The organism is Catenulispora subtropica, assembly GCF_039531675.1.
In the GTDB taxonomy this organism is placed as follows: Bacteria; Actinomycetota; Actinomycetes; order Streptomycetales; family Catenulisporaceae; genus Catenulispora; species Catenulispora subtropica.
Window position 1 is genome coordinate 68,940 of record NZ_BAAAQM010000035.1, and the last position, 15,627, is coordinate 84,566.

Annotated in this window: 11 protein-coding genes; 5 read left to right on the plus strand and 6 right to left on the minus strand. The window is 73.1% G+C overall.

The features are described 5' to 3' along the window. Positions 1–4: 4 nt before the first annotated feature. The 6 genes from ABD466_RS26920 to ABD466_RS26945 form a co-directional block, all read right to left on the minus strand. Positions 5–7,708: an amino acid adenylation domain-containing protein gene (locus ABD466_RS26920; RefSeq protein WP_344659970.1), complete on the minus strand. Its 7,704-nt coding sequence runs from the start codon at positions 7,706–7,708 to the stop codon at positions 5–7. Positions 7,709–7,750: 42 nt separating this feature from the next. Next, a complete protein-coding gene (locus ABD466_RS26925) occupies positions 7,751–8,938 on the minus strand; it encodes an NAD(P)/FAD-dependent oxidoreductase (RefSeq protein WP_344659971.1) in 1,188 nt (395 codons plus the stop codon). Between the two features lie 46 nt (positions 8,939–8,984). Then, positions 8,985–9,215, minus strand: coding sequence for a phosphopantetheine-binding protein (locus ABD466_RS26930; RefSeq protein ID WP_344659972.1), 231 nt, complete (start codon positions 9,213–9,215; stop codon positions 8,985–8,987). After that, positions 9,212–10,795, minus strand: a complete 1,584-nt coding sequence (locus tag ABD466_RS26935; protein WP_344659973.1) for an amino acid adenylation domain-containing protein — start codon at positions 10,793–10,795, stop codon at positions 9,212–9,214. Before ABD466_RS26935 ends, ABD466_RS26930 begins: the two co-directional genes overlap by 4 nt. 38 nt (positions 10,796–10,833) lie before the next feature. Beyond that, on the minus strand, positions 10,834–11,526 hold the full coding sequence (locus tag ABD466_RS26940) for an LmbU family transcriptional regulator (protein ID WP_425558749.1): 693 nt from the start codon (positions 11,524–11,526) through the stop codon (positions 10,834–10,836). Positions 11,527–11,654: 128 nt separating this feature from the next. Then, positions 11,655–11,870 carry an MbtH family protein gene (locus tag ABD466_RS26945; protein ID WP_344659975.1) on the minus strand — a complete coding sequence of 72 codons (216 nt, stop codon included), beginning with the start codon at positions 11,868–11,870 and terminating at the stop codon, positions 11,655–11,657. 353 nt (positions 11,871–12,223) lie between these two features. On the opposite strand from ABD466_RS26945, the gene ABD466_RS26950 reads away from it, so the two are divergent. The 5 genes from ABD466_RS26950 to ABD466_RS26970 are packed head-to-tail and all read left to right on the plus strand — an operon-like array spanning position 12,224 to position 15,585. Then, a complete protein-coding gene (locus tag ABD466_RS26950; RefSeq protein ID WP_344659976.1) occupies positions 12,224–13,129 on the plus strand; it encodes a thiamine pyrophosphate-dependent dehydrogenase E1 component subunit alpha in 906 nt (301 codons plus the stop codon). Beyond that, positions 13,129–14,109: an alpha-ketoacid dehydrogenase subunit beta gene (locus tag ABD466_RS26955; protein ID WP_344659977.1), complete on the plus strand. Its 981-nt coding sequence runs from the start codon at positions 13,129–13,131 to the stop codon at positions 14,107–14,109. The genes ABD466_RS26950 and ABD466_RS26955 overlap by 1 nt, the downstream gene beginning before the upstream one ends. Next, the gene (locus tag ABD466_RS26960; protein WP_344659978.1) at positions 14,106–14,399 is read left to right on the plus strand and encodes a biotin/lipoyl-containing protein; all 294 of its coding nucleotides are present in this window, start codon (positions 14,106–14,108) and stop codon (positions 14,397–14,399) included. The genes ABD466_RS26955 and ABD466_RS26960 overlap by 4 nt, the downstream gene beginning before the upstream one ends. After that, positions 14,396–14,650, plus strand: a complete 255-nt coding sequence (locus ABD466_RS26965) for an acyl carrier protein (RefSeq protein WP_344659979.1) — start codon at positions 14,396–14,398, stop codon at positions 14,648–14,650. The genes ABD466_RS26960 and ABD466_RS26965 overlap by 4 nt, the downstream gene beginning before the upstream one ends. Next, entirely contained in the window at positions 14,647–15,585 is a 939-nt protein-coding gene (locus ABD466_RS26970; RefSeq protein WP_344659980.1) for a 3-oxoacyl-ACP synthase III family protein, read from the plus strand. The genes ABD466_RS26965 and ABD466_RS26970 overlap by 4 nt, the downstream gene beginning before the upstream one ends. Positions 15,586–15,627 lie beyond the last annotated feature (42 nt).

Genomic DNA, 15,627 nt, shown 5'->3' on the forward strand with positions numbered 1-15,627 from the left:
GCTCCTACCTGGCCGTCATCTTGCGCAGCTGCGGACGGCTCGACTTCGCTTCGTCCTCGATCTCGGCCGCGAGCCGCTCCACGGTGGGGTTCCGGAACACCGTCGTGACCTTCACCTCGACGCCCAGCTCGGCGCGGATGCGGCCGATCAACCGGGTGGCCAGCAGGGAGTGCCCGCCGTGCGCGAAGAAGTCCACGTCGATGCCGACCTCGTCCACCCCGAGCAGCTCGGCGAAGAGCCGGCACAGGGCCGCCTCCTTGGGGTTGCGTGGCCCGCGCCCGGACACCGCCTCGGCGTGGTCGGGGGCGGGGAGCGCTGCGCGGTCGAGCTTGCCGCTCGGCGTCGTCGGGAACGCGGGCAACGGCACCACCGCCGAGGGGACCATGTACTCCGGCAGCCGCCCGCGGACCAACTCTGTCAGCCCCTCGGCGTCCAACCCGGCCGGCTCCGCCGGGCTCGCGGGCACCACGTAGGCGACCAGCCGCTGGTCGCCCTCCCGATCCTCCCGCACCACGGCCACCGCGCCGGCGACGTCCGGGTGCGCGGTCAGCGCCGCCTCCACCTCGCCGAGCTCCACGCGGAACCCGCGGATCTTGACCTGGAAGTCGGCGCGGCCGAGGTACTCGAGCTGGCCGTCCTCGGTCCACCGCACGACATCACCGGTGCGGTACATCCGCGCGCCCGGCGCGCCGTAGGGGCACGCGACGAAGCGGTGCGCGGTCAGGCCGCTGCGACCGAGGTACCCGCGGGCCAGTCCGGCGCCGGCCAGGTACAGCTCCCCGGACACCCCCGGCGGGACCGGTCGCAGCGCGGCGTCGAGCACGTAGACCTGAGTGTTCCAGATCGGGCGGCCGATCGGCACGGTGTCCCGGCCCGGGACGTGCTGCCAGGCCGTGACCTCCACCGCCGCCTCGGTCGGGCCGTAGACGTTGTGCACGGCGCAGTCCGGCAGCAGCTCGGCGAACCGGTTGGCGAGCGCCGCCGGGAACGCCTCCCCGGCCACCTCGACCCAGCGCAGGCCGGCGCACTGCTTCGCCGCGGGCTCGGAGACGAAGGCCTCGAGCAGCGACGGCACGAAGTCCGCGCCGGTCACCTTCTCCCGCCGGATCAGCTCGGCCAGGTAGGACGGGTCGCGGCGGCCGTCCGGGCGGGCGATGACCACCGCCGCGCCGACCTGCAGCGGGGCGAACAGCTCGGGCACCGACACGTCGAAGCTCGTCGAGGTGCTCAGCAGCACTCTGTCCTCGGCGCCGACGCCGAAGTGCGACAGGCCCCACTTCAGTCGGTTCATGATCGAGCGGTGCGACACCAGCACGCCCTTGGGGCCGCCGGTGGAGCCGGACGTGAAGATGACGTAGGCGGCGTTGTCCGGAGACAGCGAGCGTTCGGGGTTCGTCGCGGGGTACCCGGACACGTCCGGGAGTTCCTCGTCGAGCACCAGCAGCGGCCTCGCACTGCCCAGGACCTGCCGCGCCCGGTCCTCGGGCAGGTCGGGGTCCACGGGGAGGTAGGCCGCGCCGGCCTTCACGACCGCGTACAGCGCCACCAGCAGCTCCACCGAGCGGGGTATGCGCACCGCGACCAGCTGCTCCGGGCCGGCTCCCTGCTCACGCAGCCAGTGCGCCAGCCGGTTCGCGCGCCGGTTGAACTCGCCGTAGCTCAGCGTCCCCTGCTCCCCGATCAGGGCCACGCGATCGGGGTCGCGGTCCACCTGCGCCTCGAACGCGCCGGGCAGGGTCTCCGCGGGGACCGGGTGCGCGGTGTCGTTGGCCTCCTGCACCGACCACGCGAACTCCGCGGGAGTCAGCACGTCGACGGCGCCGACCGGGATCGCCGGATCGGCGAGCACCTGGTGCAGGACCCTGACCAGCCGGTCGGCGATCGCCTGGGCGGCGGCACGGTCGTAGAGGCTGTTCCGGTAGTCCAGCGACAGCCGGAGATAGGGGTCGGAGGCGTTGAGGGTCAGCGGGTAGTGCGAGCCGGCGATCGGCCGGATCCGGTCGATGGTGAAGCCGGCCTCGGTGTTCGCGTCGAGGATGCCTTCCCGGTCGATCGGGAAGGACTCGAAGACGACGATCGTGTCGAACAGCGCGGGCAGCCCGACGCCGCGCTGGATGTCGGCGAGCCCGTAGTAGTGGTGGTCGAGCAGCGCGGTCTGGCGGTCCTGGAGCTCGGTGACGATGTCGGCCACGCGGCGGTCCGGGCCGCAGCCCACCCGGATCGGCAGGGTGTTGATGAACAGGCCGACCATCTCGTCCGAGCCCGGCAGCTCCGGCGGGCGGCCGTTGACCGCGGCGCCGAACACCACGTCCTGCTGCCCGGTCAGCTTCGCCAGCAGGATCGCCCACGCGCCCTGCAGGAGCGTGTTGAGCGTGACGCCGAGTTCGGCGGCGCGGCGGGCCAGGCCGCGCCCCTCGTCGATCGTGAACGGGACCTCGACGCGGCCGAGGGCGGCGGCCGCCTCCTGGGCCGGGGCGTTCGGGGCGACCAGGGTCGGCTGGTCGAAGCCGGCGAGTTCGGCGGACCAGCGGGCGGCCGAGTCCGCCCGGTCGCGGGTGGACAGCCAGGCGAGGTAGTCGCCGTAGCTGCGGACCGGCGGGAGCCCGGCGGCCGCGGAGTAGAGGCGGATCAGGTCCATGATGACGAGGGGCGAGGACCAGCCGTCGAAGAGGGTGTGGTGCGCGGTGATGAGGAGCTTGGACTGCTGAGGGCCGCACGTGAGCAGACCGAGGCGTAGCAGCGGCGGCCGCAGGGGGTCGAGCCGGTCGGCGCGGTCCTCGGCGAGCATGGCGTCGAGCGCCGCGTCCTGGTCGGCCTCGCTCCGCCCGCTCAGGTCGAGGTGCCGCCACGGGAGCGTGACGTGGTCCGGCACGATCTGCACCGGATCGCCGGCGGCCGTGGCCAGGAACGCGGAGCGCAGGTTCGGGTGCCGATCGAGCAGCGCCTCCCCGGCCGCCTTCATGCGTACCGGGTCCACGGGTCCGGACAGGTGCAGCACGAACTGCATGTGGTAGACGTCGAAGGAGCCGTCGGCGAGCGCCGCCTGGAACTGGATGCCGGACTGGGACGGGGGCATCGGCCACACCGCGGCCAGCCGGCCGTACCGGGTCTCCCAGGCCTCGATCTCGTGTTGCCGCACGGGAACCAGCGGGGCGTCGGAGGGCGTCAGGCCGCCGGCGTCGGGGCGCGCGGCGTAGGCGGCCATGGCGGTCAGCGTCTCGATCCAGATCTCGGCGAGTTCGGCGACCTCGTCGCGGGACAGGACGCCGCTGGGGAACATGAGGAGCGCCTGCAGCCCGCTGTCGGTGGCGACGGCGTTGACCTCCAGTGCGGACAGGGCCGGCAGGTCCGGGTCGGGTGTGGGGATCAGCTCGGCGGACCAGGGCGCGGGCGCCCAGCCTTCGGCGCGCAGGTGCTCGGGGACGTCGGTGTCGGAGATGCGGCCGAGGTAGTTGAAGCCGATCTGCGGGACCGGATATGCGGCGAGCCGGGCGCCGGTTTCCGGGTTCGCGTAGCGGAGGAGTCCGTAGCCGACGCCCTTGCCGGGGACGCCGCGGAGCTGCTCCTTGACCAGCTTGACGGCCTTGGCGACGTCTGAGGGGTCCACGCCCCGCACGTCGATCCGGGCCGGGTACATGCTGGTGAACCAGCCGATGGTGCGGGACAGGTCGGCTCCCGGCGCGACGTCTTCTTCGCGGCCGTGCCCCTCCAGCCGGACGAGCGTGGTCTGGTCTGTGCCGCGCCAGCGGTTGACCGCGAGGGCGAGCGCGGCGAGGAGAACGTCGGTCGCGGTGCCGTGGAAGGCGTTCGGGAGAGCGGTGAGCACGGCCTCGGTGACGTCGGCGGCGACCCGCACCCGCATGCTCTCGACGGTCGACATCAGGTCCACCGCCGGGTCGAAGGCCCGCGCGCCGATCGGCGGGTTCGGCGCGGTGAGCAGGTCCTGCCAGTAGTCGAGTTCCGCCTCGCGCTGCTCGGTGAGCGCCTCGTCCTGGAGGGCGGTCAGCCAGCGGCGTGCGGAGGTGCCGACGGCAGGCAGTTCGGGGGTGCGGCCGGAACGCACCTGCTGCCACGCCTCGGCGAGGTCGGCCATCAGGATGCGCCAGGAGACGCCGTCCACGACGAGGTGGTGCAGGACTATGAGGAGGCGCCCGGGGCCGGACTCCGTGGCGAACCAGACCAGGGCCGCCATGGTTCCGGCTTCCGGATCGAGCCGTCCGGTCGCGCCTTCGAGCTCTTGCCCGGCCAGCGCGAGCAGCTCCGGATCGTTCCAGTCGCCGTCGCACGGAACGTGGCGGATCAGGTCCGCGGCCCGCACCGAGCCCCGGGGCCGTGCGTCCAAGCAGGGCTCGTCGCCGGGCACCAGCCGCGACCGCAGCAGGTCGTGCCGGTCGAGCACCGCGTCCACGGTCGCGGCCAGGCCGTCCTGGTCGAGGTGCCGCGGCAGCTCCAGCACCAGTGCCATCGCGAACCGGTCGACGCCCTTGCCGGAGGCGAAGACCTGGCGGGCCACCGGGGGCAGCGGCATGGTGCCGACACCGCCGCCGGCGAGTTCGGCGAGGGCCGGGGCCCGGTCGCGGCGGGCGGCGGCGGCCTCGGCGAGGCGGGCCGCGGTGCGGTGTTCGAAGATCTCGCGGGTCGTGAGTTCCAGGCCGCGGGCGCGCGCTCGGGCGACGACCTGGATCGAGCGCAGGCTGTCGCCGCCCACCATGAAGAAGTCGTCGTCGATGCCGACGCGCTCCACGCCGAGGACGTCGGCGTAGGCCGCGGCGATGACGCGCTCGGCCTCGGTGCGCGGTGCCCGGTACGCCTCGCCCGCGAACTCCGGTTCGGGCAGAGCCGCGCGGTCCAGCTTGCCGGTGGGCCCGTAGGGCAGGCAGCCGAGCGCCACGAAAGCGGAGGGCACCATGTAGTCGGGCAGCCGGTCCGCGACGAACTTGCGCAGCTCGGCGGCCGAGGCGCCGCCCTGCACGTCGACGTCGCCGATGCCGCCGGCGCCGTCGTCGCCGACGGCTCCCTCGCCGATGTGGACCACGTAGGCGACGAGCCGCCGGCCTCCGGAGGGCGCCTCGCGGGCGACGACCACCGCCTGGCTGATGCCGGGGTGCAGCGCGAGCGCCGCCTCGACCTCGGCGGTCTCGATGCGGAAGCCGCGGACCTTCACCTGGTTGTCGCTGCGGCCCAGGCACTCCAGGCGGCCGTCGGCGTTCCAGCGGGCCAGGTCGCCGGTGCGGTACATCCGCTCGCCGGCCGCGCCGAACGGGTCGGGCACGAAGCGCTCGGCGGTCAGGCCGGGGCGGCCGTGGTAGCCGCGCGCCAGGCAGGTCCCCGCGACGTACAGCTCGCCGACCGCGCCCTGCGGGACCGGGGCGAGGCCGGGGCCGAGCACGTAGGCGCGCATGCCGCCGAGCGGGGTGCCGATCGGGGCGACCTCAGTCTGCGTCCAGTCCTCAGCGGAGGCCAGGGAGTAGGTGGTGGCGTAGAAGCTCTCGGTCTGCCCGTAGGAGTTGACGATCCGTACGCCGGGCAGCGCCTCCCGCGTCTGCCGCACCAGCCCGGCCGGGAGCACGTCGCCGGCGAACACGACGGTGCGCACTTGAGGTGTCTTGCCGAGGCGGCTGAGGAGTTCGCCGAACACCGAGGGGACCACGCTGACGATGTCGCCGTCCCAGCCGTCCCGTTCTCCGAGGACCAGGGCGTTCGGCACCACCTCGGCGACGCCGCCGGTGGTCAGGGTGGACAGCAGCTCGAAGACGGAGACGTCGAAGTTGACCGAGGTGGCGGCCAGCATCCGCCAGCCCGGGGGCGTGTCGAGCACCTTGATCAGTTCCCGGACACCGTTGACGACGCCGCGGTGCGTGATCGCCACGCCCTTGGGCTTGCCGGTGGAGCCGGAGGTGTACATCACGTAGGCCGCGTTGTCCGGATGCGGCGGGCGGACTCGATCACCGCCGGCGAGGTCCTCGACGGTGATGATCGACAGGTCGTTCGGCGGCAGCTCGGCCCGGGTGGCGGTGTCGGTGACGGCGAACCGCGCGGCCGACTCCGTCAGCACGCTCGCCGCCCGGGCGCTGAGGTGCTGCGGGTCCATCGGCACGTACGCGGCACCGGACTTGAGGATCCCGAGCAGGCCGACGACCAGGTCCTCGGTGCGCGGCAGCGCCAGCACCACCAGGTCCTCGGGTCCGGCACCGCGCCGGAGGAGCTCCCGCGCGACGCCGTTCGCGCGGTCGTCGAGCTCGCGATAGGTCAGGGTCCTGCCGTCGCACTCGACCGCCGGCGCGTCCGGCGTCCGGTCCGCCTGGGCTTCGAACAGCTCCGGGATCACCTGCTCGGACTCCTCGGCCGATGTGTCGTTGAACTGGACCAGCAGCCGCTCCCGCTCAGCGGCGTCGAGAGCGTCGATCCCGCCGATCCGCCGCTCCGGCGCGGCCACCAGCCGGCTCAGGACCCGGACGAACCGCTCCGCGACGGCCTCGACCGTGGCGTGGTCGAACAGATCGGTCGAGTACTCCAGCCGGACGCCGGCACCGCCGGTCGCGTCCGGCACCATGTTGAAGAAGAGGTCGAACTTCGTCGTCCCGGTGTCGAGCGTCTCGGTCTCGACCTCGAGCCCCGGGAACACCAGCTCCCCCAGCGGCTCCTGCCAGGCCAGCATCACCTGGAAGAACGGGCTGTAGGCGGTGGAGCGGTCCGGGTTCAGCAGCTCCACCAGGCGCTCGAAAGGCATGTCCTGGTTGTCGTAGGCGGCCAGCGCCCGGTCCCGCACCCGCTGCAGCAGGGTCCGGAAGCTCGGGTTCCCGGACAGGTCGACCCGCAGCACCCAGGTGTTGACGAAGAACCCGACGAGGTCCCGCAGCTCGGCGTCGGTCCGCCCGGCGATCGGCGCGCCGATCGGCACGTCGTCGCCGCACCCGAGGTGCTGGAGCAGCACCGCCAGCGCCGAGTGCATGGTCATCGACACGGTGACGTCCTGCGCCGCGGACAGCCGCGCCACGGCCGTGAGCAGCTCCGGGTCGATCCGGAACCGCACCACGCCGCCGCGGTGGCTGATCGCCCGCGGGCGCGGGCGGTCCGCCGGCAGCGGCAGCGGCTGCGCCAGGTCGGCGAGCGCCTGGCGCCAGTACGCCAGCTGCGCGGCCGCCAGGCTCTCCGGGTCGGCCTCGTCGCCGAGCACGTCCCGCTGCCACAGGGTGTAGTCGGCGTACTGCACCGGCAACGGCTCCCACGCCGGGGCCCGGTCCTGGCGGCGCGCCGCGTAGGCCGCGGTGAGATCGCGCAGCAGCAGGGCGACGGACTCCCCGTCCAGGGCTATGTGGTGCACGACCAGGACCAGGGTGTGCTCGCGCGGCGCGGTGCGCAGCAACCGGGCCCGGATCGGCACGTCGGCGGCCAGGTCGAAGCAGGCGGTGGCGGACGCCTGGACCGCCGCCGCGCACTCCTGCGGCGTGACGTCGTCGACCGGCAGCCGGAACGGCTCCGATCCGGTGGGCAGCACCCGCTGGTGCGGGACGCCGTCGGCGTCCTCGACGATCACCGTGCGCAGGACCTCGTGCCGGTCGACGAGGTCGCGGAACGCGCGCTCCAGCGCGGGGGCGTCCAGGTCGCCGGTGAGCCGCAGCGCGAAGGCGCCGTTGTAGGTCGGCGACGGGCCTTCGAACCGGTCCACGAACCACAGCCGGCGCTGCGCGAACGACAACGGGATCATTGCGTCTCCAAACGAGGCGGACAGCGGGGAGCGGGCCGGCCGTCAGCTCTGGTCGAGCACGGCCAGCAGGTCGGCGTTGTAGAAGTCGTCGAGGGAGCACGCGCCGGACACCGTGGAGAAGTACCGGTCGGTCAGCTCCTGGTGGCCGACCAGGTGCCGCAGCATCTCGGTCCGCCCCTCGGGCTTGAGCTCGGCCACGTTGAGCACGCCCTGGTAGAGGTTGAGGAACTCGTCGCTGAGGTGCTGCTCGTACTTCCGGAGCGCGGTCTTCACCGCGGCGTCGTCGTCGAGCCGCGTCCCGATGAGGTCGGTGAGCGTCTGGGCCTGGATGAAGGCGTCGGTGATGCCGCGGGCCGTGATGGAGTCCTTGTGGTGCACCGCGTCGCCGAGCAGGACCCAGCCGGGGCCGTAGGCCTTGCGGAAGAAGTTCTCCTGGTGCCCGGTGCCGTACATCTGCTCGACGCGCTCGCCCGCCATCATGCGCTCGTACAGCCCGGGGGTCGTCGAGCGGACGGCCTCCATATAAGAGGCTTCCACCGCGTGGCGGACCTCGCCGTACTCGCTCTGCGGGAAGTAGGTCATGACCAGCGTGCAGTCGTTGTTCGTGGGGATGGCCGCGATCCAGCGGCCGGGCCGCTCGTAGAGTTCGAACCCCGAGGGCAGCCCTGACCAGTAGCTGTAGTAGACGCAGGTCGCCCGCGGGTGCTCGATCACGTTCTCGGCGCCGACCTTGCGGGCCACCAGCGACCGCATGCCGTCCGCGCCGACGACCAGCCGCGCGCGCTCGGAGGTCTCGGTGCCGCCGGGCGTGGTGTACCGCACCCCGACCACCCGGCCGTCCTCGACCAGCAGGTCGGTGACCGCGCAGGACTCCTGGAAGTCCACGCCGGCGGCCACGGCGCCGGCGGCCAGGATCGGGTCGAGCACGAACCGGCGCGGCGCGTAGGTAGTCCGGTAGCCGTCGACCGGCAGGGAGAAGCCGTCCAGCCGGACCCCGGGCCCGGTGTAGCTCTCGCGGTCGATCGGCGGGCAGCCGGCCTCGCGGAGCGCGTCGAGCAGCCCCCAGCGGCCGAGCAGCGCCACACCGGGCTGGTGGATGTAGTGCGAGGACAACGTGTCCTGCGGGAAACGCACCTTCTCCAGGAGCAGGACCCGGTATCCCCGCCGGGCGAACAGCATGGCCGCCGGCGATCCCGCACACCGGGCACCGATGACTATGACGTCGTACATGGCGCCTCACTTTCCGCGTCCCGCCAGCGGGACATCACACTGACAGTCACGAGGTGGCCGGGCCCAGGGACGCGATGTAAGCGGAGATCGACGCCACGGTGGGGTTGAGAAACATCTGGTCGGCCGGTACCTCGACGCCGAGTTCCTCCAGGAACGCCCCCTGGATCCGGGCCATGATCACCGACTGTCCGCCCAGGGCGAAGAAGTCGTCGTCGACCGCTATGTCGTCACGCTGGAGCTCCCGGCACCAGATGGCGCGCACCGCCTCGACCGTCATCGGCGTCCTTTCGTTCGGAGTTCGTCCAGGAGCGCCGCGCGGTCCACTTTCCCGTGCGGGCTCAGCGGGATCGCCGGGACGGCGTGGAACTCGGAGGGGACCATGTTCCGCGGCAGTGTCGCCAGCAGCCCGGCGCGCACGTCCTGCGCGGCCAGCCCGGTCACGCCGTCCCCGGCCGGGACGACGAACGCGATCAGCTCCGCGTCGCCGGAGTCGGTGTACCGGACCGCCACGGCCGCCTGCCGCACCTCGGGCAGCCGGCCCAGCGCGCGCTCGACGTCGGCCGGGTCGATGCGCATGCCGCGCACCTTCACCTGGGCGTCCATCCGCCCGGCGACGACCAGGTCGCCGGTCTCGGTCACGCGGCCGCGGTCGCCGGTGCGGTACAGCCGGCGGGTCTCGCCCTCGATCACGACGGTCGTGAACTTCCCGGACTCCGGGCCGCCGCCGTTGAGATAGCCGACGCCTACACCGGCCCCAGAGATGCAGACCTCGCCGTACGCTCCGGGTTCCACACCGCGCATCTGCTCGTCGACGATGTGGATCTCGGTGTTGTAGGCGGGCTTGCCGACCCTGGGGATGTCGTGCTCGCCGGGCCGGTGGCCGGCGAGGTCGAAGGAGGTCGCGACGTCGGTGCACTCCGCGACGCCGTACTGGTGCAGCAGGGTGCAGGTGTCGCCGTCCCGCCGCATCCAGTCCGCGAGCCGTTCGACGTGCAGCGGCTCGCCGCCGAACAGCACGTAGTCCAGACCGGCGAGCGCCTGGCCGCCGCGGGCCGTCTCCCAGTCCACCAGCAGGTACAGCGTGCTGGAGGCGCAGTGCACCACGCGGATGTCGTGCTGCGACAGCAGACGGTAGGCCATCATGGCGTCGAAGTTGCGGCTGGCCATCAGGTACTGCGTGGCACCGCAGAACAGCGGAGCCAGCAGGCTGCGCTGGGACAGGTCGAACCCGAACGCGCTGACGACCAGGTTGTGCGACTCGCGGTGCAGGCCGTACTCGACCTGCAGCCAGTTCAGCAGGTTGAACCAGCCCTCGTGCCGCACTCCGGTCAGTTTCGGCGTACCCGTGGAACCGGAGGTGAAGACCGCGTAGCACAGGTCGTCGCCGGTGACCTGAACCCCGGGATCGGTCGTGGGGAGGCCGTCGAGGTGCTCGGAGAGCTGCTCCACGTCGACGACCGGCACGGTCGCGGACCGGACCAGCTCGGCCGTCGCCGGGGAGGCCACCATGACAGCCAGGTCAGGGGTCTGTCCCAGGAGCAGCTCGAGCCGCGCCGCCGGGTAGGCCGGGTCGAACGGGACGTAGGCCGCCCCGGCCTTGAGGGTGCCGAGGATGGCCACGACCAGATCGATCGAGTAGTCGAGGCACACACCGACCTTGGCGCCGCGGCCGAGGCCGTGGCGCCCGGCGAGCGCGTGCGCGAACTGGTTGGCGCGGGCGTCGAGTTCGGCGTAGGTCATCCGGCGGTCGCCGCAGACCACTGCGACGGCTTCGGGCGTGACCCGCGCATGCTCCTCGACACGCCGGTGCACGACGGGCACCGCGGGCAGCGGAACCCGTTTTCCGTGAAGGATCATCAACTGACTCCGATGGTGGGGCTCGTGGGGCGGCGCCGCTAGGGAGTGCGGCAGTCCGCGGCGGCGAGCACCTGGGTCACCCATTTGTCGACGGGCAGACCCGCGGCGGCGGCGATCTTCGAGTACGTGGCGAGCTGGACCGCGGGCAGTTCGATGGTGAGCGTGGCGACCTTCCGCGGGCGCTGGTCGGCGGCGCCGGGTCCGGCGGTCGGCCGGGCCGCGGCGGACGACGGCCCGGCCGGCGCGGCCTCGGCCCCCGCGGTGAGCTCGTTCTCGCCGCGCTGCTCGGCCAGGCTGGCGCGGACGGCCCGGCGCAGCTCGTTGCGCGACCAGGTCTGCTGGGCGGCGTGGCGCAGCCAGTAGTCCTGCTCCGGCGGCGACAGCGGCGCCACCTCGGCGTGGTGCGCGAAGCTGAGGGTGTCCCACCGGCGGTGGTGCTCGAACCGCCGGGCCACCCACGCGTAGTTGCGCAGGGTCTGGTAGTCGAGCCCGGTCCGCTCGATCGCCTCGCGGTAGCGGCGCTGGCCGTACGTGCTCTCCCCGAAGATCAGCCAGTCGGCGAGCCACCACGCCGAGGAGTTGGTGAGCTCCCGCAGGCTGGCGCCGATCCGTTCCCAGGACCGCTCCGACAGGTTCTGCGGGAAGACCATCCCCGACTTCTGGACCGTGGCCTGGTCCCCGACGAACGACAGGACGACGTCGCGCTGCGCGGGTTCCCCCCGGGTGGCCATGGCCACCGGGCCGGTTCCGCGACTGCTGGCGGTCCTCACTGGACTCCTCCCCGAGATGGTTCCGCGTTGTTGCGTGGTTCTCCCCGCGCTCTGGCGCGGGCCGTGTGATGTCATCTCGCCGCGCGGGGTCACTCCGCCGCCATGGCGTCCCGCAGGCTCTTCGGGCGCATGTCGGTCCAGGCCCGGTCGACGTACTCCAGGCACTCGGCCCGGGAGGCCTCGCCGAAGACCGCCCGCCACCCGGCCGGCACCTCGGCGAACGCGGGCCACAGGGAGTGCTGCTCCTCGTCGTTGACCACGACGTGGAAGCGGCCGGTCTCGTCGTCGAAGGGATTAGTGCTCACTGCCACCGTCCTTGTTCGCGTCACGGGTGACTGACCTGCTGGTGTGGGGAAACGCCGGGTCCGCACCGATGGCGCCGACCGGTCCGTCCTGTCGACAGGACAGGCGCCGGCCGGCGTGAGCGCCGCGCAACCCCGACGCCATGGACCGTAGGGGCGGCTCCAGCGGCCCACAAGCGAACCGCGACCAGAACACTGATTCGACGCGTGCGCCCTGTCGTCCGGCCCGGATTCTGTGCCAGCATGCCGAACGGCGGCCCGCGGACGGGCCCGCCGATCCCCGGTCCGGCCCAGCTCTCCGCCGCTCAGGCGGCCGACGGCGCACGCCCCCCACGCGACACGACGGGTGAATGGCCATGAAGTCAGAATCCGAACACGAAGCCGGTCCCGACGACCGGACCCGACGGCTGCTGCTGCGCCACATGCTGGTGGCCCGGGGCGTCGACGAGGAGGCGTGCCAGCTGCAGAAGCAGGGCGCGCTCGACCTGTGGCCCTCCGGCCAGGGTCAGGAGGCCGCGCAGGTGGGCTCCGCGCTCGCCGTCGGCCCGGACCCGACCGTGTTCCCCAGCTACCGCGAGCACGCCGTCGCCCTGATGCGCGGCGTCGCCCCGGAGGAGCTGTTCGCCCAGTGGGCCGGCCGCACCTACTGCGGCTGGGACCCGCGCCGGGCCCGGTTCTTCCCCTACACGCTGGTCCTCGCCGCGCAGACGCTGCACGCCGTCGGCTACTCGATCGGGCGGCGGCTGCAGGGGCTGGAGGACTTCGTGGTCGTCTACATCGGCGACGGCGCCACCAGCGAGGGCGACATGGCCGAGGCGATGAACCTGGCCGCCGTGGAGGCGGCGTCGGTGCTGTTCGTCTGCCAGAACAACGGCTGGGCCATCTCCAAGCCGGCCGCCGAGCAGATGCGCACCACGCTGGCCGAGCGCGCCCGCGGCTTCGGGATCGAGGCCGTCGCGGTTCCGGGTCAGGATCCTGAGATCGTCTTCGCGGCGTGTTCCCGGGCCGCCGCCCACATCCGCGGCGAGCGGGCGCCGTACCTGGTCGAGCTCCAGGTGGGCCGGATCCACGGGCACTCCACGGCCGACGCCCAGGAGGTCTACCGCAGCGCCGAGGACATCGCCGCGGCCCGGGCCGCGGACCCCGTGGCCCGCTACGCCGGGCGGCTGCGCGAGCGGGGCGTGGTGGACGCCGCCTGGTTCGACGAGGTCGACGCCGAGGTGCGGGAGCTGTGCGAGCGGCTGGCGAAGGAGTACGCGTGATGGGCGCCGCGCGGGCGGCCAGCCTGGCCGAGTCGATCAACACCACGCTCGCCGACCTGCTGGAGCAGGACCCGAGAGTGCTGCTGCTCGGCGAGGACATCGGCCGCCTCGGCGGCGTGTTCCGGGTGACCCGCGGGCTGCGCGACCGCTTCGGCCCGGACCGGGTGCGCGACGCCCTGCTGGCCGAGTCCACCATCGTCGGCCAGGCGGTCGGCCTGGCGCTGAGCGGGCTGGTGCCGGTCTGCGAGATCCAGTTCGACGGGTTCACGTACCCGGCCGCGAACCAGCTGGTGACCCAGGCGGCGCGGATCGGCGACCGGTGGGGTGGGCGGATCCGCCCCAGCATCGTCGTGCGGATCCCGACCGGCGCCGGCGGCCGGACCGTGGAGCACCACAGCGAGGCGAGCGAGGCGCTGTTCGCCGGATGCCCCGGGATCTCGGTGGCGTGCCCCTCCACCGGCGAGGACGCCGACCAGATCCTGCGGTACGCGGTGACGGCGGGCGCGCCGGTGGTGGTCTACGAGCCGATCCGCCTGTACTGGCGGCGGACGTCGCCGCCCCGCGACCCGGAGCCGGCCGCGTCGCCGACCTCGGCCCGGATCCTGCGGCGCGGCCGCGACCTGACGGTCGCCACCTACGGCGCGATCACCCACGAGGTGCTGGAGGCGGCGCACGACCTCGCCCCCGACGTCGACGCCGAGGTGGTGGACCTGCGCTGGGCGGCGCCGCTGGACGTGGACACGGTCCTGCGCTCGGTCGGCCGCACCGGCCGGCTGCTGGTCGTGCACGAGGGCACGAAGGACTACGGCGTCGGCGCCGAACTCGCCGCCTCGATCGCCGACCGGGGCTTCGACCTGCTGCGCGGCCCGGTCCGCCGGCTGGCCCCGGCCCGGCGCGGCTTCCCCCCGGCGGACTTCGCGAAGGACCACCTGATCGGTGTGCAGGACATCAAGGACGGGATGCTGGAGATGACGAAGTGAGCGAGTCCGGGCTGGACATGCGCGTCCCCGGCTTCGGCCAGGGCCTCGGCGAGGCCCTGCTGGTCGAGTGGGTGGCCGGCGTCGGCGACCGCGTCGAGCGCGGGGACGTCGTCGCGGTCGTGGAGACCGACAAGGCCGGCACCGAGATCGTCGCCGAGCGCGGCGGCCGGGTCACCGCCCACCTCGCGGCGGTCGGCACGATCCTCAAGACCGGCGAGGCGCTGTACCGCCTGGCGAACGAGGCGAACGAGGCGAACGAAGCGGCCGAAGCGAACGGAGACACGGCATGAGCCAGAGCGGCATCGAGAGCAGGATCGCGGACCTCATCGTGGCGGTCCTGCGGGACCGGGACGAGTCGCTGGGCCCGGACGACCTGAACCGGCCGGTCGCCGAGCTCGACCTGGACTCGCTGGACCTGGTGGAGCTGCACCAGCACCTGGAACGCGCGCTGCGGGTCCGCGGCGACCTGAACGACACCGCGCGCTTCGCGTACCTGAGCGACTACACCGCCTATTTCAGCAAGCTGGCGAGCCAGGGGTGAGCGCGGGCATCGTCGACCTCGCAACGGCCAAGCCCGGCGACCGGGTCGACAACGAGCACTTCACCGCGATCGGCCTGACCGACGAATGGATCCGGCGGCGCAGCGGCATCGCCTCGCGCTCCTGGCTGCCGGAGGAGACGCCGCTGTCCGAGGTGGCCGCGCAGGCCTGCGCGCCGATCGTGACCCGGGCCGGCTCCGCCGCCGGGATCGACGCGCTGATCGTGGTCAGCACCTCGGAGCGGCAGCGCATCCCGGGCATCGCGCAGCGGGTGGCGCTGCTGGCCGGGCTCGACGCCTCGGTGCTGGCCCTGGACATGAACGCGGCCTGCTGCGGTTTCGTCTACGGGCTCGTCCTCGGGCTCTCGCTGTGCGACGCCGGACGGGCCCGGACGGTCCTGGTGTGCTCGACCGAGGCCATGTCGCGGATGGTGGACCGCACCGACCGGCAGACGGCCTGCCTGTTCGGCGACGGCTCCGCCGCCGTGCTGCTGGCCGACCGCCCCGAGTTCTCCGGGTTCTGCCACACCGCCGGCTGCGACGGATCGCAGGAGGCGCTCATGCGGGAGACCGAGGCCGGCGGCATCCAGCTGGACGGGATGCAGGTCTACGACCGCGCCGTCCGCCGGATGTCGGAGTCGGCGCAGTACCTGTTCGACCACGGGCCGGCGCCGACCGTCGTCGTGGGCCACCAGGCCAACGGCCGGATCCTGGAGCAGATCCGCAGCTTCAACGCCCATCTCGGCGTGCCGTTCGTGAACCGGATCGAACACTCCGGCAACACGTCGTCCGCGACGATCCCGCTGGCGTTCGCCGAGGAGCTGGACGCCGGCGGGATCCCGGCCGCCGGGCGGCTCGGCGCCGTGGCCTACGGCGCCGGCGAGACCTGGGGCGGCGTCGCCGTGGACTACCGGCTGCCGGCCGTCGCCACCCCCTGACCCGCGCCCGACGCGGGACGTACGCGACCACAGGAGGTCATC